This is a genomic window from Achromobacter pulmonis (genome assembly GCF_902859765.1).
Taxonomy (GTDB): Bacteria; Pseudomonadota; Gammaproteobacteria; order Burkholderiales; family Burkholderiaceae_B; genus Achromobacter; species Achromobacter pulmonis.
This window is the reverse complement of sequence record NZ_CADIJV010000005.1, coordinates 189,197-210,949: the sequence shown is the minus strand read 5'-3', so window position 1 is coordinate 210,949 and position 21,753 is coordinate 189,197. Positions and strand designations below refer to the sequence as shown.

At 67.7% G+C, this 21,753-nt stretch carries 20 protein-coding genes and 1 pseudogene; 9 read left to right on the top strand and 12 right to left on the bottom strand.

Going from position 1 to position 21,753, the window contains the following annotated elements; all coding sequences use genetic code 11:
- Positions 1 to 40: 40 nt before the first annotated feature.
- The 4 genes from fhuE to HV701_RS07145 form a co-directional block, all read right to left on the bottom strand.
- Complete coding sequence (gene fhuE, locus HV701_RS07160; protein WP_175132375.1) at positions 41 to 2,398, bottom strand: ferric-rhodotorulic acid/ferric-coprogen receptor FhuE; 2,358 nt, start codon at positions 2,396 to 2,398, stop codon at positions 41 to 43.
- A 191-nt stretch (positions 2,399 to 2,589) separates the two neighbouring features.
- On the bottom strand, positions 2,590 to 3,585 hold the full coding sequence (locus tag HV701_RS07155; RefSeq protein WP_175132374.1) for a FecR family protein: 996 nt from the start codon (positions 3,583 to 3,585) through the stop codon (positions 2,590 to 2,592).
- Positions 3,586 to 3,637: 52 nt separating this feature from the next.
- The gene (locus HV701_RS07150; RefSeq protein ID WP_175132373.1) at positions 3,638 to 4,141 is read right to left on the bottom strand and encodes an RNA polymerase sigma factor; all 504 of its coding nucleotides are present in this window, start codon (positions 4,139 to 4,141) and stop codon (positions 3,638 to 3,640) included.
- A 96-nt stretch (positions 4,142 to 4,237) separates the two neighbouring features.
- Positions 4,238 to 4,480 (bottom strand): hypothetical protein, encoded by a 243-nt coding sequence (locus HV701_RS07145; RefSeq protein ID WP_175132372.1) that lies wholly within the window; start codon positions 4,478 to 4,480, stop codon positions 4,238 to 4,240.
- Positions 4,481 to 4,758: 278 nt separating this feature from the next.
- Here HV701_RS07145 and HV701_RS07140 point away from each other — a divergent pair, with 278 nt between their 5' ends.
- The gene (locus HV701_RS07140) at positions 4,759 to 6,855 is read left to right on the top strand and encodes an EAL domain-containing protein (protein WP_175132371.1); all 2,097 of its coding nucleotides are present in this window, start codon (positions 4,759 to 4,761) and stop codon (positions 6,853 to 6,855) included.
- Here the strand turns inward: HV701_RS07140 and HV701_RS07135 are convergent.
- The gene (locus HV701_RS07135; RefSeq protein ID WP_175132414.1) at positions 6,848 to 7,708 is read right to left on the bottom strand and encodes a prohibitin family protein; all 861 of its coding nucleotides are present in this window, start codon (positions 7,706 to 7,708) and stop codon (positions 6,848 to 6,850) included. The genes HV701_RS07140 and HV701_RS07135 overlap by 8 nt on opposite strands.
- 303 nt (positions 7,709 to 8,011) lie before the next feature.
- Between HV701_RS07135 and HV701_RS07130 the strand changes: the two are divergent.
- The 3 genes and pseudogenes from HV701_RS07130 to HV701_RS07120 all read left to right on the top strand — a co-directional run bounded on the left by HV701_RS07130 (position 8,012) and on the right by HV701_RS07120 (position 10,006).
- Positions 8,012 to 8,462, top strand: a pseudogene (locus HV701_RS07130) (anti-virulence regulator CigR family protein).
- Positions 8,463 to 8,609: 147 nt separating this feature from the next.
- Positions 8,610 to 9,674, top strand: coding sequence for a M4 family metallopeptidase (locus HV701_RS07125; protein ID WP_175132370.1), 1,065 nt, complete (start codon positions 8,610 to 8,612; stop codon positions 9,672 to 9,674).
- Positions 9,671 to 10,006, top strand: a complete 336-nt coding sequence (locus tag HV701_RS07120; protein WP_175132369.1) for a protealysin inhibitor emfourin — start codon at positions 9,671 to 9,673, stop codon at positions 10,004 to 10,006. The genes HV701_RS07125 and HV701_RS07120 overlap by 4 nt, the downstream gene beginning before the upstream one ends.
- Before the next feature lie 75 nt (positions 10,007 to 10,081).
- On the opposite strand, the gene HV701_RS07115 is transcribed toward HV701_RS07120, so the two are convergent.
- The gene (locus HV701_RS07115; protein ID WP_175132368.1) at positions 10,082 to 11,305 is read right to left on the bottom strand and encodes an MFS transporter; all 1,224 of its coding nucleotides are present in this window, start codon (positions 11,303 to 11,305) and stop codon (positions 10,082 to 10,084) included.
- Positions 11,306 to 11,516: 211 nt separating this feature from the next.
- Positions 11,517 to 12,284 (bottom strand): trans-aconitate 2-methyltransferase, encoded by a 768-nt coding sequence (tam, locus tag HV701_RS07110; RefSeq protein WP_175132367.1) that lies wholly within the window; start codon positions 12,282 to 12,284, stop codon positions 11,517 to 11,519.
- A 148-nt stretch (positions 12,285 to 12,432) separates the two neighbouring features.
- Here tam and HV701_RS07105 point away from each other — a divergent pair, with 148 nt between their 5' ends.
- The gene (locus tag HV701_RS07105; RefSeq protein ID WP_175132366.1) at positions 12,433 to 13,143 is read left to right on the top strand and encodes a serine aminopeptidase domain-containing protein; all 711 of its coding nucleotides are present in this window, start codon (positions 12,433 to 12,435) and stop codon (positions 13,141 to 13,143) included.
- A gap of 42 nt (positions 13,144 to 13,185) precedes the next feature.
- Here HV701_RS07105 and HV701_RS07100 read toward each other — a convergent pair whose 3' ends face one another.
- Positions 13,186 to 14,184 carry a TerC family protein gene (locus HV701_RS07100; RefSeq protein ID WP_175132365.1) on the bottom strand — a complete coding sequence of 333 codons (999 nt, stop codon included), beginning with the start codon at positions 14,182 to 14,184 and terminating at the stop codon, positions 13,186 to 13,188.
- A gap of 107 nt (positions 14,185 to 14,291) precedes the next feature.
- Between HV701_RS07100 and HV701_RS07095 the strand changes: the two genes are divergently transcribed.
- From HV701_RS07095 to HV701_RS07085, 3 genes are all read left to right on the top strand, one after another.
- A complete protein-coding gene (locus HV701_RS07095) occupies positions 14,292 to 15,185 on the top strand; it encodes a LysR family transcriptional regulator (RefSeq protein WP_175132364.1) in 894 nt (297 codons plus the stop codon).
- An 85-nt stretch (positions 15,186 to 15,270) separates the two neighbouring features.
- A complete protein-coding gene (locus HV701_RS07090) occupies positions 15,271 to 15,672 on the top strand; it encodes a hypothetical protein (RefSeq protein WP_175132363.1) in 402 nt (133 codons plus the stop codon).
- A gap of 52 nt (positions 15,673 to 15,724) precedes the next feature.
- A complete protein-coding gene (locus HV701_RS07085) occupies positions 15,725 to 16,327 on the top strand; it encodes a hypothetical protein (protein ID WP_175132362.1) in 603 nt (200 codons plus the stop codon).
- An 88-nt stretch (positions 16,328 to 16,415) separates the two neighbouring features.
- Here the strand turns inward: HV701_RS07085 and HV701_RS07080 are convergent, their stop codons facing one another.
- The 4 genes from HV701_RS07080 to HV701_RS07065 form a co-directional block, all read right to left on the bottom strand.
- Positions 16,416 to 16,817: a hypothetical protein gene (locus tag HV701_RS07080; protein ID WP_175132361.1), complete on the bottom strand. Its 402-nt coding sequence runs from the start codon at positions 16,815 to 16,817 to the stop codon at positions 16,416 to 16,418.
- A gap of 130 nt (positions 16,818 to 16,947) precedes the next feature.
- Entirely contained in the window at positions 16,948 to 19,317 is a 2,370-nt protein-coding gene (locus HV701_RS07075) for a TonB-dependent siderophore receptor (RefSeq protein WP_175132360.1), read from the bottom strand.
- A gap of 196 nt (positions 19,318 to 19,513) precedes the next feature.
- Complete coding sequence (locus HV701_RS07070) at positions 19,514 to 20,506, bottom strand: FecR family protein (protein ID WP_175132359.1); 993 nt, start codon at positions 20,504 to 20,506, stop codon at positions 19,514 to 19,516.
- Entirely contained in the window at positions 20,493 to 21,044 is a 552-nt protein-coding gene (locus tag HV701_RS07065) for an RNA polymerase sigma factor (protein ID WP_254595131.1), read from the bottom strand. Before HV701_RS07065 ends, HV701_RS07070 begins: the two co-directional genes overlap by 14 nt.
- A 120-nt stretch (positions 21,045 to 21,164) precedes the next feature.
- Between HV701_RS07065 and HV701_RS07060 the strand changes: the two genes are divergently transcribed.
- Positions 21,165 to 21,740, top strand: coding sequence for a YdcF family protein (locus tag HV701_RS07060; protein WP_236755784.1), 576 nt, complete (start codon positions 21,165 to 21,167; stop codon positions 21,738 to 21,740).
- The last annotated feature ends 13 nt before the right edge of the window (positions 21,741 to 21,753 follow it).

The following is a 21,753-nucleotide window of genomic DNA, read 5'->3' as shown; positions in this document are numbered from 1 at the left end:
GCCTCCCGGGCTTCGCCCGCGCGCCGCCAGAACGCCACATTCAGAACGTCGCCTTCAGATTCAGAAAGACGTTGCGAGGCTCGCCGTAATACACCTGATTGGCCACGCCTCCCAGGTAGTACTTCTTGTCGAACAGGTTGTTCAGGTTCAACTGTGCCGACAGGTGCGAACTGAAGTCGTAGCGTGCCATCAGGTTGAACACCGCGTAGGCCTTCTGCCGGGCGGTAACACTGCCTTCGTTCAGCTGCACCTTGCTATAGGTGCTGATCTGCCAGTTGGCGCCGCCGCCCAGCGTCAGCTTGTTCCAGGCACCTGGCAGGCGATAAGTCGTGAATAGGGTGGCCGAGGCGCGCGGCCGCTCGGTATTGACCGATACGCCATGCACGTCGCGGCTGGTGTAGTAGGTGCCGCCCAGCGTGGTGTTCCATCCTGGCGCCAGTTGGCCGGTCAGTTCCATCTCGATGCCGCGCGTGGTGACCCCGTCGGCTGTCCGGTAGGCGCCATCGGTCGACCCCGGCACCACATAGCCTGGATCCGGCACGGCGGTCTTGGTTTCCTTGACCTTGAACAATGCCACCGACGCATTCAGCCGGCCTTCCAGGTATTCGCCCTTGAGGCCAATTTCGTAGTTCCGCCCCGCGACCGGGTCCAGGTAGTTGCCATTGCGGTCGCGGTAGTCCTGCGGCTGGAAGATGTCGGTATAGCTGGCGTAGGCCGAATAGGTGCGATCCAGGTCTATCACCACGCCGGCGTATGGCAACAGGCGCGAGTCGCGCTGGTCGCGGGTGGGCGAGCGTGACTTCCAGGAGGCGTGGCGGGCGCCAGTGATGAGCGTCACATCGTCAGTAAACGACCAGCGCGCGGCGGCATACACGCCGCGCTGGTGCGTCACGGTGTCGCGCAGCGTCGACGCGCCCCAGGCGGGCTCGGGATAGGAGCCGTCCCAGTCATGAAACGAGCCCGTCGGCGGCATCGACGCGGGCCGGGCGTAGCTGTAGAAATCCTCGCTGTAGCGGCTGCGCGAGGCACCCAGCACCAGCTCGTGGCGACGGCCGAGCAACTGGAATGGCCCCTTGACCAGCAGATCCAGCGCGGTCTGCTGCGCATAGGAATTCCAGTAGCCGGGAAAGCCGCGCCAACCGGCGCCGGTGGCGCGATCGGGCAGGCCGCTGAACCACAACAGCTTGGCGTCATACTTGCTCTTGCGTTGCGACCACGCGAGCCGCGCTTCCCAATCGTTGTCGAAGCGGTGCGACAGCGTCGCGAAGGCCGTGCGCTGCGTCGTGTGCCAATAGGTCCAGTCGGCCGCGCTGCTCTTGGAGCGACGCCAATCGGTGGGCGTGCCATCGCTGAACACGACCGGCAGGCCGCCCCAGGTCGAGCCGCGCGGCCGCTTGTCCTGGTAGTCCATGCCGACACTCAGTTGCGTGGCCGGTGTCAGGTCCGCGTCGATCACCCCATAGAACACCTTCTTGTCGGCGTGGTAGTAGTCGATGTAGGAATCGGTCTTCTGGTACAGCGTCACCATGCGCGCGCGCACCGTGCCCGCCGCGTTCAGCGGCGTCGTCAGGTCGACCGACCCGCGATACCGGTTCCACGAACCCATGCCCGCGTTGACCTCGCCGGTGAATTCGCGGCTGTTGGCATGCTTGCGCACCAGGTTGATCGAGGCCGACGGATTGCCAGCGCCCGTCATCAGGCCGGTGGCCCCGCGCACCACTTCGATGCGGTCGTAGATGATGGAATCGTTGTTGGACTCGCCATACATCGACAAGCCGATCGTGGTCGGCACGCCGTCGTACTGCAGGCTATCGATATAAAAGCCGCGCGACCAGAAATCGGTGCGGTCACTGTCTTCGGCCACCACCTGCACGCCGACCACGTTGCCCATCACCTCGTCCAGCGAACGCAGGTTCTGGTCCTCGATGCGCTGGCGCGTCACCACCGTGACCGACTGCGGCGTTTCGCGCAGCGACAACGACAGCCCCGTGGCCGCCGCCGTCGCGGGTGTGGTGTAGGACCCCGTGCCTTCGGTCACGGCCGGATCGCCCGCGCCCAGCACCGTGACCGGCGCCAGGCTCGCCGTTTGCTCCTGGCGCGTCAGGACGATGCTGTCGCCCTGCCAGCGGTAGCCCACGCCGGAACCCCGCAGCAAGCGCGCCAGCGACTGCGCCGGGCTGGCATTCATGCGCAGGCCCGGCGTTTGCAGCCCGGCCACCAGTTCAGGGGCATAGAACACGCGCTGGCGCGTCTGCGCGGCCCATAGCAGCAGGGCTTCGCCCAGCGGCATGGCGGCGATGTCGACCGCCACCGCGGGCGCCTGCGTCCCGGCCGCGCCGCAGACACCCGTCGTCATGGCCAACGACAACATCAGGGAAGAGAGAACGATACGGGGCATGGCGCGCGCGCGGCGCCTGGAGGAAGCATTCACGATCAGCGACGGTTTCGGTTCGAGGGCAAGAAGGAAGTCTCCTTGCGGAGACAGGGCGCGGCGCGCCTTCTCTCCTAGAACGATGCCGACGCTAAAAAACCTGAATGCGGGGGACGATTATTTTGTAACGGCGCGGCGTGCCTGGTTCTCGATACCGCCTAGCGCAGGGTCACATCGATGGCGCCATTGGCGGCCGGCACCAGCTTCACCGGCGCCACGGCCGGCAGCGCCTCCAGCAACGCCTCGGGCCGATCCAGGCTGAACGAAGCCGACACCCGCAGGCGACCTGCCTTGCTGTCGGTCAGCCGCAGCGGCGTGGCCAGGTAGCGGTTCATCTCGCTCACCACGTCGGCCAGCGGGGCGTTCTTGAACACCACCCTGCCCGTCTGCCAGGCCAGCGCGGTATCGACGTCGGCCGGAGCCGGAACACCGATGGCGCCGCTGCCCGGCACGCGGATGCCATGGCCGTCACGCAACACCGCCAGGCCCAGGTTCCACCAATGGCCGCCGGTTACTTCGACGGTACCGGAGCGCACCAGCACGGTCACCACGTCTTCGTCGCGGCGCACATCGAACACCGTGCCGGTCACGCGCACTTCGCCGCTGCCCGCGCGCACGATGAAGGGCCGGTCCGCATCCGGACTGACGCTGAAGAGGATCTCGCCGCCCTGCAATTCGACCTCGCGGCGGCCGCCATAGAACTTGACCTCGGCCAGGGTGCTGCCGTTGATCTCGAGCACCGAACCATCGGGCAGGGTGATCTGCTTGCGCTCGCCCCGGTCGGCGCCCACCACCGTGGCATAGGTGGGCGCCTCGCTGGGCAGGCTCCACCAGGTGACCAGCGCCACCATCGCCACTACCGCGCAAGCGAAAGCGAAGCGCAACGGCGCCGCGATGCGGCGGCGGGGCGGACGGGCCGGCACCGCGCCGCCCAGCAGGTCGCGCACCCGGTCGCGCGGCAGTTGCCCGGCGACCTGGCCCAGTTGCTGCATGCGGTCGAATTCGCGCGCCGCATCCGGCTGCTCGCGGCGCCAACGCGCGAACGCGCGCCGCTCGCGCCGCGTCATGTCGCCCGAATGCCAGCGGGCAAACCACCAGGCGGCGGTAGCGGGCTGGCGCGGATCGTCGGCATCGCGGGAGCAGGACTCGGTCATCGTTGGCTGTGGCTCGCGCCGTGGCGCGGAACTGGGGTGAAGGAAAACCGCGTCACGGATTGTGCTCGCGCAGGCGTTCCCGCACGTGTTCGATCGCTCGCATGACGTAGCGTTCAATCATATTCTTGGACAGCCCCATATGGGTGGCCACTTCGGCCTGAGTCCAGCCCTCGATGCGGTTCAGCACGAAGGCCTGGCGGCACTTGGGAGGCAGTTCAGCCAGCACCCGCGCCAGGTCGTCAGCCAGCCGCGCCGCGCGCACCGGCCCGTCGGGATCGGCCTGCACGGGTTCGTCGTGCTCGCCCAGTTCATCCAGCGGCACATGCTGCTCGCGGCGCTGGCGGCGCCAACGGTCGATCAGCCGATGGCCGGCCGCCTGGAACAGATAGCCACGCGCCTTGGCCGCTACGCTGCCGTCGGCCCTGAGCAGGTGTTCGATCGCGTCGTGCGCGGCATCTTCGGCGTCGTGCCGGTTGCCCGAACGACGGCTCCACGCGCCAATCAGCTCGTCATAGCAGGCGAGCCATCCGGGGCGAGGCGAAACGGGGCGGGACATGGAACGATCCGGTGGCGTAGGGTAGCGACGCTGCGGATTTTACAAACAATTCTCATTATCGCAAGCGCGCCCGGCCGGCCAAGCCGTGTCCGCGCGCTAGTAATCCATCGGTACGTGGCTTTGCGCCGCGCGCAGCTCCTGGATGTGCCGCTCGGCCTGCTCGCGCTCGACGGCAGGCGGCAAGGCGCGCCAGCTCACCATGTTGCCGGGCGCCTTGGCCGGCATCCAGCCCAGTACGCTGTACAGCGTGATCGCGGTGCCGCCCGTGTCGAACCGCGTTTCGTAATAGCCCTGCCGTTCCGGCGCCGTGTCGCCAGACACCCATTCCAACTGCGACATCCCGTCTCCCTCTTGATCCAGCCTGTTCCGAAGGCGCGGTCCCGCGGGGGACCGCGTTCAATCGTATAGCGATGCCTGCCTCCCGATAAGCACACGATGCGCCCGCTTTTCAATTCTTGACAGGGGGGAATCCCTAGGATTTTTCCGAAACTCGATTGCTAAAGCGGGAACTCCGGCGCTAGGATGCGGCAAAGGATTCTTACAAACCCGGGAGCCGGCAACACACCCGCGCCCCGTGCAAGCCCTCCTCGGTAGGGGGCCATTTGGGGCGAACCCGTATGCCGACATCGAGCTTCATGCGCTATCCGAAAGATCGGCTGGCGGCCCTGGCGGGCGCGAACGGACTGCGCGCCATACGGGAAGGCCTGCTCTGGACGATGCCATGCCTGCTGGTGGCCGCGTTGTTCCTGGTGCTGTCGGTGCTGGCCCGCCAATTGGGACTGCCCGTCGCCGTCGCCGAGGCGCTGGCCGACGTCCATAGTCGGCTCAACGCCATCATGCCGATGCTGGTGAGCACCTCGGTCGGCTACATGATGTCGATCCGCTACCGCGTGCCCAACCTGCCGGCGGCATTCCTGTGCCTGTCATACGTGGTCATCGCCACCGCCCTGCTGGCGCCGTATCCGCACGCCGCCGCCACCCTGATCCTGTGCATCGCCCTCCTCCTGCCGCTGGGCTGCGTGCCGCTGCTGGCCCTGCTGCACCGGCGCCCCTGGACCCGGCTGGCGCCGGACGGGCTGATCGGCGAGAACGTGCGCGGCACCCTCAACATGGTGATACCCGGGCTGCTGACCGCCGGCGTCGTGGCGCTGGCGGTCACCGCACTGCTGCGCATCCCCGGCGTGGCGCAGTTCGACATCCCGCTGGACCTGGCGTCGCTCGAAAGCCCCTTCACCACCGGGCCGGTGATTGCGGCGCTGAATTCCCTCTTCTGGTTCTTGGGCATCCACGGCTACCACGCGCTGTCGCCCATCATCGATGTGCTGGACCAGGCCACTCAACTGAACGCCGCCAGCGCCGCCGCCGGTTACGAGGGCATGTATGCCCTGAACGGCACCCTGCTGGGCGCCTTCGTCTTCATCGGCGGCGCCGGCGCGACGCTGTCGCTGGTCGCCGCCATCCTGCTGTTCTCGCGCAGCGAATCCCTGCGTCTGCTGGCGCTGGCCAGCATTCCGGTATCACTGCTGAACGTCAACGAGATCCTGCTGTTCGGCCTGCCGCTGATCCTCAATCCGCGCCTGCTGTTGCCCTTTGTCCTGGCGCCGGTGTGCAACGTGCTGATCGCGCTGGCCGTGGTGCAGGCCGGCTGGCTGGAGCCGGCCAGCGTCACGCTGCCGCTGACCTCGCCCGTGCTGCTCAACGCCTATCTCGGCGCCGGCGGCCATGTCGGCGGCGTGGTCCTGCAACTGCTCCTGATCGCGCTCGGCGCCTGCATCTACGCGCCGTTCGTGGTGGCGCTGGAACGGCAGCGCAAGGCCGACGCCACGGTCTACTTCAAGTCGCTGGACACCACGTTTCCGCGTCTGCAGGAAGAATCGCTGCTGTTTGCGCACGACCCGGTGGTTTCCACCTACGCCAATCGCGCCCGTCGCAGCGCCGAGATCTCGCGCATCCGCACCATCAGCGAGTACGACTTCTATCTCGAATACCAGCCGCAGGTGTCGCTGCGCAGCGGCCGCTGCACCGGCTGCGAGGCGCTGCTGCGCGCCACCGGCCCGGAAGGTTTGCAGCAGGCGCCGCTGGAATTCCTGCGCTGGCTGGCGCAGGCCGATCTGATGCGCGAAGTGGACCTGTGGGTGGCCAAGCAGGCGGTGCTGCAATGCCGCGCCTGGCGCCTGGCGGGCTTCAGCCTGCCGCTGACCATCAACGTCACCAGCGGCACGCTGACGTCCGCGTCATACCTGGACAAGCTCATCAAGGTGCTGGAGCAGGCCCAAGGCCAGGTGTCGGTGGAATTGACCGAGGACGCGCTGGTGGAAGACGCGCAGGCCCTGCACACCGCCTTCGACCGATTGCACGCGATCGGCTGCCAGGTCTACATCGATGACTTCGGCACCGGCTATTCGGCCCTGAGCTACCTGCACCAGTTCGAGATCGACGCCGTCAAGATCGACCGCAGCTTCGTGCAGGCGCAGGGCAGCGAGCGCGGCGCGCAGGTGATGAGCGGCCTGCTGCGCTTTTGCGAGGCGCTCGACCTGCGGATCATCGTCGAAGGGGTGGAAACGCGCGAACAGCTGACAGCGCTGGAATCCAGCGCCGAGATCATCGTGCAGGGCTGGTTCTACAGCAAGGCGCTGTCGGGCGACGCCATGATGGCGTTCGCGCGGCGCGAACAGCCCGCCGCCGTGCCCGGCGGCAGCGCCGCCGCTATTTGATGCCGATGAACGGCAGGGCCGATCCCGGCACCTGGGTCGCCGGCAGCACGCCGTCCCATTTCTCGACCGCGTTCAGGCTGACCAGGTTGGTATTGGCGGCCAGCGCCTCGGCCTTGGCGCGGATCGACGCGGCTTCGGCTTCGCCACGCATGCGGATGCCGTCGGCCTCGGCGGTGAACTGCTGACGGCGCGCGTCGGCTTCGGCCTTGGCCTTGACCACCTGGATCTCGGCGTTGATCATCGCCGTTTCCTTCTGCTGGCGCGTGGTCTCGATCTGCACCTGGGCCAGCATGCGCTGCTCGATCGAATGCTCGTAGGCCTGCGAGAAACCGACTTCCTCGATCTGCACGCCCACCACCTGCACCGGCGCGCCTTCCATGGTCTTGTGGACAGCGTTGTTGACGTCCAGCCCCAGCTTCTGGCGTTCCTGGATGGCGCGCACGGCGGTGTACTGGCCGAAAACATTCTTGACCGCGTCGGGCGTCTTGCGCTCGAGCACGCGCATCTGCAGATTGCCGATGGTGCCGTACTCCGAGTACAGCTCGGCCACGTGCTCGGCCGGCACGCGGTAGGTCACCGACACGCGCAGCGTGGCGGGCTGCTGGTCGTAGCTGTAGGCTTCGAGCTTTTCGAACACGAAGGTGTGGTCGCGCACCGACACCATCATCACGGTGTCGATGAACGGCGTCTTGAAATCCAGGCCCGGCTCCGACACGCGCACCAGCTTGCCATTGCGCAACACCACGCCGCGCTCGCCCTGGTCCACCTGGAACCAGGAACCGAACGCCAGGCACAGGATCAACACGAACAACACCGCCGTGCCGATGGCCAGCTTCAGGCTGCGTGGTTTCACGGACTTGACGATCTGGAGGTCGGTCGGCTTCACTTTCAGTCCCTTTCTGATTTATTGCGTTTACGATCCGAGAGCACGGCGGCGATGCCGCGCGCGAGCAAGTAGGCGACCGCGGCCGCCCCCACCAAGATCAGGAAATATCGCATCTGGCTTTTCCCCCGGAATGGAAGCGAGCGATTCTAGCCCGAGTCAGCGGCATGAAAGGTTACGGTTGTTGCAATGAGAAAAACCACTTGCCAATAGAGACAGTGCGCGTTCCGGCATTGCGCTACGCTGTGCGCGCCACACTACTGGGATCGCATCATGCGCCGCCATTTCGCCGCTTTCCTGACCGCCCTGGCCTGTGCCGCCCTTATCGCGCCGGCCTGGTCGGCCCCCCCCTGAAAACCGCGGAAAGCCGGACCATGCCGGCCACGGCAACGGTAACGGCAAGAACAATGGCGGCGGCCGCGACGCCGATACCCACCTCAGCGTGACCCTGAGCACCGCCGGCATCAGCGTCTCGACCGCGCGCGGCTACGCCGTGCAGGCCGGAGCCACCGGCTACGGCGCGCTGCCGCCCGGCATCCGCAAGAACCTTGCGCGCGGCAAGCCGCTGCCGCCCGGGATCGCCAAGAAGATGGTGCCGGGCCCGATGCTGACGCGCCTGCCCGTGCATCCGGGCTATGAATGGCGCGTGGCCGGCAACGACCTGATTCTCATCGCCATCGCGACTGGCGTCGTCGCCGACGTGCTGGCTGGAGTGTTCGACTAACACGGCGCAATCCGGGGCGCGCATTTAACGTTCCTGGCATCGCGCCGCACACTGTTACGTCCGCGCGCATCCGATCTGCTACCGTGAAGGCTGCCGCGGGCCCGGCCCGCGCGCCATGTCCCCCATGACCTCGCAGGGAGATCGACCATGCCGCGCCCTTCCGCGTCCACGCCCCTGATCGGCGTGATCCCGCCTTATGTCCTGGACCGCCTGGCACAACATGCCGACGCGCGCGTCAGCATGCCGGCGGTCAAGACGCTCATCATCGACCAGCAGCAACGCGGATTGCGCGACATGGCGGCGCAGCCGCGGCGCGCCCATGAGCTGCCGGCCGGCGCGCGCCGCGACGCCGGCACGCCGCAACGCGCTGTGCACGACGCGGCCAATACCACCGCGCTGCCCGGCAAACTGGTGCGCGCCGAGGGCGAACGCGCCAGTGGCGATGCAGCGGTCGATGAGGCCTACGATCACCTGGGCGCGACCTACAGGCTGTTCCGCGACGTCTATCAGCGCGATTCCATCGACGGCGCCGGCATGCCGCTGGTGGGCAGCGTGCACTACGGCGACGACTACGACAACGCTTTCTGGAACGGCACGCAGATGGTGTTCGGCGACGGCGACGGCGAGGTGTTCAACCGCTTCACGGTGGCGGTCGACATCGTCGGCCACGAACTCACCCACGGCGTCATCGACAGCGAAGCGGCGCTGGCCTACCAGGGCCAGTCCGGCGCGCTCAACGAATCGCTGTGCGACGTGTTTGGCGCCCTGGTCAAGCAATACTCGCTGGGCCAGACGGCGCGCGAGGCCGACTGGCTGGTGGGCGCGGGCCTGTTCCTGCCGCGGCTGCAGGCGCGCGCGCTGCGCTCGATGGCCGAGCCCGGCAGCGCCTATGACGATCCGGTGCTGGGCAAGGACCCGCAGCCGGCCCACATGCGCGACTACGTCGATACGCCGCGGGACAATGGCGGCGTGCACATCAATTCCGGCATTCCGAACCGGGCCTTCCACTTGGCCGCGATCGCCCTGAAAGGCGCGGCCTGGGAAGTGGCCGGGCGCATCTGGTACGACACCCTGCGCGACAAGCGGCTGCGCCACGACGCCGACTTCGCCACGTTCGCGCGCCTGACGCTGGAGGTGGCGCGCGATTCGCACGGCGAAGCCGCGCGCAAGGCCGTGGCCGACGCCTGGGCGGCAGTGGGCGTGACATCATGATCGAGCTGCCCCCGCTCGAGTTCGCGCTGCGCGTCAGTCTGACGCGCGAAGGCGGCCTGGCCTACCTGCCCGGCCTGGCGCACACCCGCCGCATCGATCTGACCCATTGCCCGCCCGGACTGCGCCAGGAAGTCGGCGAAGCCCTGCAACGCACCGCCCCGCTGGCCACGCCGGATTGCGCCAGGCAGGGCGGCGACCAGCGCTACTTCCATATCGAACTGGAGTTCCGCGATCCAGCCGGCGGCGCCGCCACCCGCCTGGTCTTCGACGTGCCGGAGGCGCAGGCGCCGGACGCGCTGGTGCGCCTGTGGCGCGCACCGGAGGACCGCTGACGCGCAGGCCGGAAAAGGCGCCCGGCCAGCGGCCGGACCCGGCGCGCTTGCGCATTAGCGCCCCGCGCGGCCGCGTCACCGTGGCGCGCGTGGCGCTGCCTTGGCCGGCGGCGTCCGGAACTGGCCGATCTGGATCGCGCGCCCCGCCAGCAGGCCGCAGCCCGCCATCGCCACGCACAGCGCGGCGCATAGCCCGAGCGCCGCCGTCCATCCACCCAGCCGGTCGTGCATGGCGCCAACCAGCGCCGGCCCGCTGGCCGCGAACAGATAGCCGACGCACTGCGCCATGCCGGACAGCGCCGCCGCCTGCTGCGCATGGCTGGCGCGCAACCCCACGAACGTCAGGCCGAGGATGATGCCGCCGCCCGTGCCCAACCCGAGCAACACGATCCATAGCGTGGCCCAGCCCGGCGCCACGATCAGGCCGGCAAATGCCGCCAGCGAGGACGCCGCCGCGCAGAAGGCGGCGGCGCGCTGGTCTTGCACGCGCCGCACCACCGGCGCCAGAAACAAGGCCGGCCCGGCCGACATCAATTGCAGCAGCCCATGCAGCGAGCCGGCCCGCTCGGCCGAATAGCCGATATCGCGCAGGATCGCCGGCAGCCAGCTCACGCCCACGTAGAACACAAACGAATTGATGCCCAGGTACAGCGTCACCTGCCAGGCCAGCGCCGAATGCCACAGCCGCCCGCCGTGCGGCGCGTGCGTGGTGGAAGACGCCGGCGGCGTATGGTTGGCCAGCTGCGGCAGCCACAACAGTCCCGCGGCCACCGGAATCGCCAGCAGGCACAACGTGGAGAAACGCCAGTCGTCGCCGGCCAGGCTGGCCAGCGGCACCGCCAACGCCGAGGCCGCGCCGGCGGCGATGCTCATGGTCAGCACGTAGGCCGAGGTCAGGCCGGCCACGCGCTGCGGAAAGTCACGCTTGACCAGGCTAGGCAGCAATACATTGCCAATGGCGATGCCCGATCCGATCACCGCGGTGCCGAGGTACAGCGCCCAGGCCTGGCCCTGGCTGCGCAGCACGATGCCGCCAGCGATCAGCAGCAGCGCCAGGAACAGGGTGCGCTCCAGGCCATGGCGGCGCGCCATGCCGGCTGACACCAGCGAGACGACCGCGAAGGCCAGCAGCGGCAGCGTGATCAGCATGCCGGCGGCGGTATTCGACAATCCAAGCTGCGCGCGGATCAGGCCGACCAGCGGCGGCACGCCCGTGACCGGCGCGCGCAATGCCATGGCGATGAAGAGAATGCCCGCGATCAGCAGGACGGGGCGTTGGGAGGCGGGAGAGGCATGCATGCCGCCAGCATAGGCAAAATCGGCGCTGCTGAGTTTCGAGATAATGACAAAATATCCCTGAATCCAGCCAAGACATCGCCGAGTCGCTGCGAGCGGACCCGGCCGATCGCAGCACGGTGTCCGAATGAGGCCGGCGCCTGGCCATGAGCGAACGCGCACTGGCGCGCCGCCAGGGCCTAGGGCCATCGGGCGCAGCGCCGGCGGCGTTGCGTCAGGGCTTCGCCCCCGCCACCAGGAACAGCCGCGGGAACGGCAGCAGCACGGTGCCGTCCGCCAGCGCCGGATAAGCGCGCGCAATCGCTTCCTGGTAACGCGCCAGGAACGCGGCCTGCTCGCCGGCATCCAGCTCGTTCAGGTAAGGCCGCAGGGCCGTGCCCTTGAACCACTCCACCACGGCCTGCGCGCCGGCCAGCGGATGCATATAGGTCGTGCGCCATACATCCAGGCGATCGCAATGCGGCTTGAGCAATTCGTAATACCAGGCGGCGCTGTGGCGCGGTGGATGCCTCACGCCGCCGATCTTGCCGGCCCAGGGCCCCTCGGCGGCAATCTGGCGCGCCAGTCGGTGGGCGGGTTCTTCCATGTTGTCGGGCGTCTGCACCGCCAGGCTGCCGCCTGGTGCCAGCTTGCCCACCAGGCGCGGATACAGGGTGGCGTGGTCCGGCACCCATTGCAGCGCCGCGTTGGCCAGGATCACGTCATACTGGTGCGGCGGGTTCCAGGTTTCGATGTCGGCCAGTTCGAAGGCAATCGACGGCAGGCGCTTGCGCGCGGCCTGCACCATGTCGTCGGAACTGTCCATGCCGGTCACGTCGGCCCGCGGGTAGCGGCTGGCCAACACCTCGGTGGAATTGCCCGGGCCACAGCCCAGGTCAATGGCGGTCGCGACGGCCTCGTTGGGCAATGCTGCAACCAGGTCGCGCACCGGGCGCGTGCGTTCGCTTTCGAAGGCGGAATACTGTTTGGCGGACCAGGTCATGACGGCTCCTTGCGCGGGTCTGGATACGTTCCGCACTCTACGCCGGCTCTTTCCATATGACAAATATATACAGCGCTATCAATACATATCCACTGAATATGCCAATGGCCTGTCAGAATGCGGTTATCGCCTCTTCGGAACATCGTGAATGACGACCCACCTGGTCCTGTTGCCCGGCATGGACGGCACCGGCGATCTGTTCGGCCCGCTGCTGTCCGCGCTGCCGCCCGCGCCGCCGCCCGTGGTGGTGCGCTATCCCACCACCGAACCCCTCGGCTACGCCGCGCTGGAACCGCGGGTACGGCAGGCCCTGCCCGCGCAGGCGCCCTTCGTGCTGCTGGCCGAATCGTTCTCGGGGCCGTTGGGCGCCGCCATCGCCGCCGCCCCGCCGCCGAACCTGCGCGGCCTGATCCTGTGCGCCTCGTTCATCCGGGCGCCCTATCCCCGGCTGGGCGTGGCGCGCCCCCTGGCCGGCTGGTTGCCGCTCAAGCTGATGCCGCGCGCGATCCTGCATCATCTGCTGCTGGGCGCGTACGGCACGCCGGCGTTGCGCGCCGCGCTGGACCAGGCCGTCGCCCAGGTCGCGCCCGCTGTCATGCAGGCACGGCTCAAAGCGGTGATGGCCGCCGACCAGACCGCAACGTTTGCCGCTGTGCGCATGCCGCTGCTGTACCTGCAGGCCCGCCATGATCGCGTCGTGCCCGCCGCCGCCGCCGCGCTGGTCGCGCGGCTGGCGCCACAGACCCGCCTCATCGGCATCGAGGCGCCGCATTGCCTGCTGCAGGCCGCGCCCGAGGCCGCGGCCGAGGCCATCACCGGCTTTCTGCGCGCGCTCGAACCGGCATCCGCCGGCCCATGAAAAAAGGGCCCGCCATGGGCGGGCCCTGCAAAAGTGCCGTGCTTACTCCGTTTTCAACTCAGGCTGCGGCGCGCCCGAGCGGGTTTTCCACAGCGAGAACAGCACGCCGCCACCGATCAGTCCGAAGGTCACCGACAGCGACACCACGGCGGGGATCTTGCCGATGAAGCCGACCAGGAAGATCTTCGTGCCGATGAACACCAGCACCAGCGACAGCGCGTACTTCAGGTAGTGGAAGCGGTGGATCATCGCCGCCAGCGCGAAGTACAGCGCGCGCAAGCCCAGGATGGCGAAGATGTTGCTGGTGTACACGATGAACGGGTCGGTGGTGATGGCGAAGATCGCCGGCACCGAATCCACCGCGAACAACAGGTCCACGAACTCGATCAGCACCAGGGCCAGGAACAGCGGCGTGGCCCAACGCACCGTCTTGCCCGTGGCCGCGTCCGGCTCGCGCACCCAGAAGGCGTTGCCGCGCAGGCCTTCCGTGACGCGCATGCGGCGCTTGAGGAACTTCAAAATCGGGTTGGTGGCGATGTCCGGCTCCTGGTCCGCGATCATCCACATCTTGATGCCGGTGAACACCAGGAACGCGCCGAACAGGTACATCAACCAGCCGAAGTTGCTGACCAGCGCGGCGCCCAGGCCGATCATGATGGCGCGCAGCACGATCACCCCCAGGATGCCCCAGAACAGCACGCGGTGCTGGAACTGGCGCGGAATGGCGAAAAAGCTGAAGATCAGCGCGATCACGAAGACGTTGTCCAGCGACAGCGATTTCTCGATCAGGAAGCCGGTGTAGTAGGCCATGCCGCTGGCCGGGCCCATCTGCCACCAGACCCAGCCGCCGAACAGCAACGCGGCCGAGATGTAGCCGGCCGACAGCAGCAGGCTTTCGCGCACGCCGATCTCGCGGTCTTCCTTGTGCAGCACCCCCAGGTCGAAGACCAGCAGGGCGATGACGATACCGATGAACAGCAGCCAGCTCCAGGCCGGCGTGCCGGCGAAGTCGGCTTGTAGAAATGAGAGCAAGGCTTCCATGATGTTCCCGCGTGTAGGTGAAGGCCCTCATGATCCGGATCTCGGGCAGATCGAGAAATCAGCCTGAAAGTGAGTTATGGTTCGAAAAAACCGAAGTGAATGTCGCCATGCTCAATTACCGCCACCTGTATTACTTCTGGATGGTCGCCAAGGAAGGCGGCTTCTCGCGCGCCGCCGAGCGGCTCGACATGGCCATCCAGACCATCAGCGCCCAGGTGCGCGAACTGGAAAAGAACCTGGGTCACCAGCTGCTGCGCCCGGCCGGCCGCGGCGTGGCCCTGACCGACGCCGGCCAGGCCGCCTTCGCCCGCGCCGAGGAGATCTTCCAGATCGGCCAGGAACTGCCGCAGGAGGTTCGCGCCGCCGCCACCAAGCCGGTGATCCGGCTGTCGGTGGGCCTGTCGGACGGCATCTCCAAGCTGGCCGCCCATGCGCTGCTGGGCCCGGTGCTGGACACGCCCGACCTGCGCCTGACCTGTCACGAGGGCGAGGTCGAGGAGCTGCTGGGCGAGCTGGCGCACCACCACCTGGACCTGGTGCTGGCCGGCCAGGGCGCGCCGGCCAACCCCAACCTGCGCCTGACCAGCGACCGGCTGGTGTCCTCGCCGGTGGACTGGTACGGTCCAGCGCGGCTGGTGCGCAAGGCCGACACGCAGGACTTCCCGCGCTGCCTGGAGCGCCTGCCCGTGCTGTTGCCCACCGGCCATTCGGTGCTGCGCCAGACGCTGGACCGGTGGTTCAATGACCAGGGCCTGCGGCCCAACGTGGTGGGCGAATTCGAGGACAGCGCGCTGATGTCGGTGTTCGCCGCGCGCGGCCTGGGCGTATTCCCGCTCAGCCGCCTGGGCGGCGACGATGTCGGCCTGCTGCGCGGCCTGCGGCCGCTGGCGCGCTGCGACAGCGTGCACGAGGAAATCCACGGCATCCGCAACCGGCGCGGACAGCACCATCCATTGGTGCAGCGGATACTGGCGCATGCCAAGACTTCGGTTTTTTCGTAATGTTTTTCACATACACACTGGTTTTTTAGAAACCATTTCCGCTCTATCGTGACGTTTCTTTCCTGAATCACCGGAGTACCCCGCAATGAAAAAGATCATCTGGCTCGGTTTCGCCGTGCTGGCCGCGCTATGGACCGGATTGGTGGCGCTGACGCTGCAACTGACCGACTGGGTGCTGGCCACCATCGCCTCGGCGCAAGTGCCCGGCGCCACGGCCATCGGCTCTGCCCAATGGGCCGCGCCCGCCTGGGCCGCCCCCTGGGTCGACGCCGGCCTGATCCAGTCGCTGCAATCCGGCCTGGTCTGGCTGGTGCAGGGCCTGAACCAGATCCTGCCCGCCGCCGGCAGCCTGGGCACCTGGATCGCCGTGCTGGGCTGGCTGTTCTGGGGCTTCATCATGGCCGCCCTGCTGGTGCTGGCGCTGATCCTGCACTGGCTGGCCGGCAGGCGCCCGCAGGGCGACGGCCCCGGCCGCCAAGTGGTGTAATAAGGCAGGCAACGCGGCGTCCCGGCGCGCTGCCTCCCTACAGGAGCATGCCGTGCCGTCCCGATTCCTTCGCGCCGCCATCCTGCCCATCGCCCTCGCGGCGCTGGCGCCCGCCCATGCGGGCCCGGCCCCTTACGGCATCGAGGTCTGCACGCTGACCGGAACCTCGGGCCAGTACAGCGTGCGGGTGCGCAACACCGGCTCGGCGCCGCTGGCGCGCGTCGACATCACCGGCGTGCGGCTGGACGCCGCCGGCCAGGCCCTGGACAATTTCGACGTCAGCCTGGGCGTCATCGCGCCGGGCAGATACGCCACCGCCATCCTGGCGCGCCACGGCGAATCGGCCGCGCCGGTCAGCATCGCTACCTACCGCATGATCGACGGTGCCGAAACCCGCCAGCAGGACTTGTACGCCGGCAAGGTCGCCCACGTTTCGCCCGGATCGGCGCTGCAATACACGCTGGCGCCGCTGGCCGTGCGCGGCTGGACGGTGGCCTATGGCGGCCCCGAAGCGCCGCGCCTCGCGCCCGGCAGCGCGGTCCTGCTGGCCTATCCCGCGCGCGCCGGCAAGCCGCGCGACCACCGCCCCGAGGCGGGCCGCGCGCCAAGCGAGGTGACTCCGCTCATGCCCTGCGTCGTGCCGCGCGCACGCTAGCGGCGCCCGCCGGGCGTCGTGCCGCGCGCTTCTGCCGGCAGGCCGGCGCACCCGGCCGGCTCATACAGCGGGGCGCCGCCCACACGCCCTAGGCGCCATGCAGCAGATCGCGCTCGTTCAGCAGGGCGTAGACGATTTCGGGCCGGTTGTCGAAGCCGCGGCGGATGGCGGCCGGAATCGACGAGCGCGTCTTGCGGCAAAGGCCGGGCTGGTCGTCGAGCTGGATGGCGATGCCGCGCGAGGTGCGCACCTCGTTGTCACTGGGGACGATGCGCACCACGATGCCCAGTTGCGCCTGCATGCGGCCCTGCATCGCGCGCAGATCTTCCAGGCTGGTGATGTTCTCGAGCCGCGCCACCAGGCGCTTTTCCTCTTCCTTGGTGAGCCGCAGGATGCGCACGTCGGCCGCGGGATCGGCCAGCAGCCGGTCGCGGTCGCACATACAGGCGCCCGGGGGACATTCTTGACGGATGGGGAACGGAAGGTTCATGGCAGGCGCATCGCAAGCTATCCGATGATTCTACCCAGGAACCCCGCGCCGCCGCGACCCTCGGCGGCTCGGTTACCGGCGAGATCGCGCCGCGCCCGAAGCCCCCCGTTCCAGAAGCGGCCGCCTGACGCTACCAGTAGTAATTCACGCTGAGCATCGCCTCGCGTTCCATCCCGCGGAACGTGTAGGTGTAGTAGCGCTTGTCGAAGACGTTGTTGACGTTCAACGCGATGCGGTAGCGCGGCGTTTCATAGGCCACCGCGACGTCCGCCAGCGTAAAGGCGGGGTTGTAATTGGTCGAACCGTCCGCCGCCACGTTGACGGGTGACTTGCCCCGATAGCGCACGCCGCCCCCCAGGATCAGGCCCTGCACCTGCCGCGGCCGATAGTCCAGCCACAGACTGGCCGTCTGCCTGGCGGTCTGTACCGTCTGGCGGCCCACCTCGGCCGGCCGGTTGCTGCGGGTGGTGCGCGGATCCAGATAGGTGTAGCCGGCCATCACGCTGAGTTCGCGCGACAGCGGAAACTTGGCCTCGAGCTCCAGGCCCGTCGAACGGACCTCTCCGGTCTGCACATTGAAGCGCGGATGGTCTGGATCCTGCGTGGCCACGTTCGTCTGGCGAATGTCGAACACAGCGGCCGTGAACAATGCATCGGCCCCCGGCGGCTGGTACTTCAGTCCAGCCTCGTACTGCTTGCCTTCGCGAGGCTTGAACGGACTGCCGTCGAATTGCTGGCCGGTTATGGGATCGAACGCCGTGGCATAACTGACATACGGCGCGAGGCCGCTGTCGAACAGGTACAGCAGGCCCACGCTGCCGGTGGTGGCCTCATCGTTGACCCGGGGCTGCGTGACACTGCTCTGGGTAGTCCGCACGATGTCACGGCGCAGGCTGACGTTGCCGACCCAGCGGTTCCACTTCAGCTGGTTCAGGGTATAGATACCGGTTTGCTTCAAATCGGTGCGGCTGTAATCCAGGTCGGGATACGCCACCTGTTGCCCGTACACCGGCGCATAGATGTCCAGGTTAGGCACATCCCAGCCAAACCCCAATCCGTCGTGCTCCTTGTAGCGCAGATAATCCACGCCCACCGCGAAGGTATGGCTCAGGTCGCCCCATTGGAAATCTCGCGTGGCGCGGCTGTCCACGGCCAGCGTCTTGCCGTTGGTCTGCTGGGCAAGGCTGCCGCGCGTGACGGTGCGCTGGTCGGCCAGCAGGTCCATCGCGTAGAGGTGGCGATAGTCGATGTCGATCTCGGAATAGCGCAGATTCTGGCGCAAGCGCCATCCGTTGTCGGTGTCGTGCTCGAAAGCGTAGCCGATGGATTTGGTGGTGCGGTCGAAACGATCGAAATCCGGATCGCCGGCGGTACGCTTCAGGGGCAGGTCCTTGATCGCTGGATAGGTGAACAGGTTCGGCCACCAACTCTTGGGCGTGGCCCGTTCTTTCGAATACGTGCCCAAGACCGTCAGCCGCGTCTGGCTGCTTATATTCCACAACACCGACGGTGCCACCGACAGGCGGTCGTCACGCGAGCCGTCGGTGCGGCCGTCGCTTTTGCGGCCCGTCACGTTCAGGCGATACAGCACTTTCTGGTCCTGGTCGAACGCCCCGCCCAGATCCGCCGTGGCCTGGCGCCGGTCATAGGTGCCGTAGCTCAGACCCACGCTATTGACCTGGCCGGGCGTAGGCCGCTTGGACACCACGTTGATCACGCCACCAGGACGGCCCTGGCCGTACAGCACGGACGCCGGCCCTTTCAGCACCTCGATGCTGTCCAACTCGTCCAGATTGTCGTTCCACGACGCGTACGTGCCGCTGGACAACTGTTTCAGGCCGTCCTTGTAGTAGGCGCTGCCGTCGCTGAAACCCCGGATAACCGCACCGACCATGCGCGCGTCGCTCGATCCCGACACTTCCGTCTGCACACCCGGGGTGTAGGCCAACGCGCCTTCCAGGCTGCGCGGCGCCTGCATCTTGATCTGCTCCTGCGTCACGATGGACACGGAGCGCGGCGTCTCGATCAGCGGCACGTCCAGCTTGCCGCTCGCCGAGTTCAGCGCGACGTAGCTGTCGGCCGTGCCCACGGCAACGCCGCGCACCGTCACCGGCTCCAGTTGCGCGGTACCGCCGGACGGCGGCGCCAACGACACATTGCGGCCATCGCGCTGGAAGGTGATGCCCGTGCCGGCCAGCAGGCTGCGCAGCGCCTCGTCGGGCGTCAACGTGCCCGACACCGCGGGCGCGCCGCGCCCTCGCACGGTTTCCGGCAGATAGAAGATCACCAGCGACGCCTGCTCGCCCAATGCGATCAGCGCATCACCCAAGGGTTGGGCCGGGATGCTGATCGCCACTGGCGCCGATTGCGCCTGCGCCGCCGGCATCGCGCCGCAGGCCAATGCCAAGGCCACGGCCAGCGCGCCGCATTGCGCGCGCCCTTGCATCCGAGCCCACTTGCGCGCTTGCTCCGCGCGCCAAATCACTTGCTTGTCCACCATGAATAGAACATTCCAGTACACCTACCCGCGCATGTTGCGCCCCACACCCTTGGCCAAAGGTCGCTTCCAGGGTCGAGATCGGCGAGCGAGCACGCACCCCTTCAAGGGGTAGACGCCACGATTGGAGAAAAACCGGAATGATTCTCGGTATAATTATTGAAACTAAATGTATCATCGCAAGCCACCGCACAGCGCGTCAGCGGGGCGCCAGCACCCGGCCACCGCCAGCGGGATAGAGCACGATCACCGGTGCAATCCGCGGCAGCACATCCAGAACGGCCTCAGGGTCGTCGATTGGCAGCGTGCCCGCCACACGCAGGCGTGCCAGCGTGGCATCGTCGATTCTCAGCGGCTCGCGCAGATAGCGGTTCAGTTCGGCCACCACCTGCCGCAGCGGCGTGTCGCGAAACACCAGCCGGCCGCGTTGCCATGCCGTAATGGCCGCCACGTTCTCCTGGTGCGGCGCTTCGAGCTCGGCGCCCGGCGTATAGTGCGCGACATAGCCGGCCGTGAGCCGGCGCGTGCGCCGGTTCCACCACGGCCCAGCGGAAAACTGGACACGGCCCTCTTCCACGGCGAGCGTCACGGCGTCGCCATCGCGTCGGACATTAAAGCGCGTTCCCGTCACTCGCACGCGCGCCTGGCCCACAGTCACGACAAATGGCCGCGCGGCGTCTGGACTGACCGTGAACAGGGCCTCCCCCGCCGCCAGCTCGACCTCGCGGCGATCGGGGTAGAGCGCAACGTCGACCTGCGTGCCGGTATTCAACTCCAGCAACGAACCATCGGGCAGCGTGTGTCGGCTGCGCTCGCCCTGCGCCGTGGACAGGGCCATCCTGAATTCCGCTGTCGGCGCCCACAGCTGGGGGCCCATCACGCCCGCCACCAGCGCCACCCCACAGGCGACGCTCAGTCCCAACGCCAGGCGCCGGCGCGGCAAAGCGCGCGGCGCTTCATCGGTGCGCGCCAGGATGGCCCGCATCTCGTCCTGCGGCAGATGGTCAGCCACCCGCCACATCGCCTGGACGGCATGGTATAGGCGCGCGTGCTCGGGGTCGGCAGCCAGCCAGGCGTCGCGTTGCGCCCGCGCCGCGTCATCCAGCGTGCCCAATCGCTCGCGCGTGAACCAATGCACGGCCTGGGCCTGAAGCGCCTCAACGGCTTGGTGGGAAAGCTCAGTGCGGGGCATGATCTTGCAACCGTTTCTGGATATGGCCGAGTGCGCGTTTCATGTGCTTTTCAACGGTGCTTTGTGTCAGCCCCAGTTTCCCCGCGATTTCAGCCTGCGTATAGCCTTCGAGCTTGTTCCACAGGAAGACCTGCTGGCACTTCAAAGGCAACTCGGCCAGGGCGGCCTTCAGGGCATCGGCCAATCGCGCCGCGCGCAACGCGGAATCGGGATCCTGGTGCGCGGGATGATCGGCATCCGACAACTCGTCCAGCGCGATCAGGTCGTGCCGCAATTGGCGCCGCACTTCCCCATTGAGCCGGTTCTGGCTGGCGCCGTACAGATAGGCCTTGGGGTCCAGCACCGCGCCATCACCGTTGCGCAGCATGTTGACCACCACGTCTTGCGCGGCGTCCTCCGCATCATGGCGGCTGCCGCCGCGGCGCGTCCACGTCCCGATCAGCTCGCGATAATGAGCGAGCCAACCTTTTTCGGACGGCGGGCGGCGGGACATGGCGGCATGAACGGGCAAGGAAAGAAGTCGCGCATTATCGATCATGATTCTCATTACCACAAGGAATCCGCAGCGCAGCCACGTCAGCAATTGCTCCACTGCCACGGCGCCCCTGGCCGATCTGGCTTAAGCTCTTGCCGCAACAGCCACCGCCCCACCCCCCCCGTGCCGATTCCGAAGACACTTTTCCTGCGCCGCTTTGCCGCGCTCGCCTGCCTGACCTTGGCAGCGGCCGGCGCGCTCGTTGCCGCGGGCCTTGCCGCCCCAGCCCCCGCCGCCGAGGTCGCCGTCGTGCTGGGCAATACGGTGGACGCCGACGGCCACCCGTCGCCGCGCCTGGCGGCCCGGCTGGACCGCGCCTACGACTGCTACGCCGCCGCGCGTTGCCGCGTGCTGTTCGTCAGCGGCGGCGTCGATCCGGCCGGCCGCGACGAAGCGGCGGTCATGCGCGACTATCTGATCGCGCGCGGGGTGCCGGCCGACCGGGTGGTGGCCGACAGCCTCGGCAACGACACCTGGGCCACCGCCATCCACGCCAGCGCCTATATGCGCGAGCATGGCTACGTCAGCGCCATCGCCATCACGCAGTACTTCCACGTGCCGCGCACCATGCTGGCGCTCAGGCGCCACGGCGTGCCCGAGGTCGGCGGCGCCTCGCCCCGCTTCGTCGAGGCGCGGGACCTGTATTCCATCCTGCGCGAGCTGCCCGCCATCGCCTGGTACGCGATGCGGCCGCTCTAATTCCCCTTCCTTT

Coding starts and splice junctions, on each gene's coding strand:
- fhuE (WP_175132375.1), bottom strand. CDS start 2,398: ATGCCCCGTATCGTTCTCTCTTCCCTGATGTTGTCGTTGGCCATGACG.
- HV701_RS07155 (WP_175132374.1), bottom strand. CDS start 3,585: ATGACCGAGTCCTGCTCCCGCGATGCCGACGATCCGCGCCAGCCCGCT.
- HV701_RS07150 (WP_175132373.1), bottom strand. CDS start 4,141: ATGTCCCGCCCCGTTTCGCCTCGCCCCGGATGGCTCGCCTGCTATGAC.
- HV701_RS07145 (WP_175132372.1), bottom strand. CDS start 4,480: ATGTCGCAGTTGGAATGGGTGTCTGGCGACACGGCGCCGGAACGGCAG.
- HV701_RS07140 (WP_175132371.1), top strand. CDS start 4,759: ATGCCGACATCGAGCTTCATGCGCTATCCGAAAGATCGGCTGGCGGCC.
- HV701_RS07125 (WP_175132370.1), top strand. CDS start 8,610: ATGCCGCGCCCTTCCGCGTCCACGCCCCTGATCGGCGTGATCCCGCCT.
- HV701_RS07120 (WP_175132369.1), top strand. CDS start 9,671: ATGATCGAGCTGCCCCCGCTCGAGTTCGCGCTGCGCGTCAGTCTGACG.
- HV701_RS07115 (WP_175132368.1), bottom strand. CDS start 11,305: ATGCATGCCTCTCCCGCCTCCCAACGCCCCGTCCTGCTGATCGCGGGC.
- tam (WP_175132367.1), bottom strand. CDS start 12,284: ATGACCTGGTCCGCCAAACAGTATTCCGCCTTCGAAAGCGAACGCACG.
- HV701_RS07105 (WP_175132366.1), top strand. CDS start 12,433: ATGACGACCCACCTGGTCCTGTTGCCCGGCATGGACGGCACCGGCGAT.
- HV701_RS07100 (WP_175132365.1), bottom strand. CDS start 14,184: ATGGAAGCCTTGCTCTCATTTCTACAAGCCGACTTCGCCGGCACGCCG.
- HV701_RS07095 (WP_175132364.1), top strand. CDS start 14,292: ATGCTCAATTACCGCCACCTGTATTACTTCTGGATGGTCGCCAAGGAA.
- HV701_RS07090 (WP_175132363.1), top strand. CDS start 15,271: ATGAAAAAGATCATCTGGCTCGGTTTCGCCGTGCTGGCCGCGCTATGG.
- HV701_RS07080 (WP_175132361.1), bottom strand. CDS start 16,817: ATGAACCTTCCGTTCCCCATCCGTCAAGAATGTCCCCCGGGCGCCTGT.
- HV701_RS07075 (WP_175132360.1), bottom strand. CDS start 19,317: ATGGTGGACAAGCAAGTGATTTGGCGCGCGGAGCAAGCGCGCAAGTGG.
- HV701_RS07070 (WP_175132359.1), bottom strand. CDS start 20,506: ATGCCCCGCACTGAGCTTTCCCACCAAGCCGTTGAGGCGCTTCAGGCC.
- HV701_RS07065 (WP_254595131.1), bottom strand. CDS start 21,044: ATGATCGATAATGCGCGACTTCTTTCCTTGCCCGTTCATGCCGCCATG.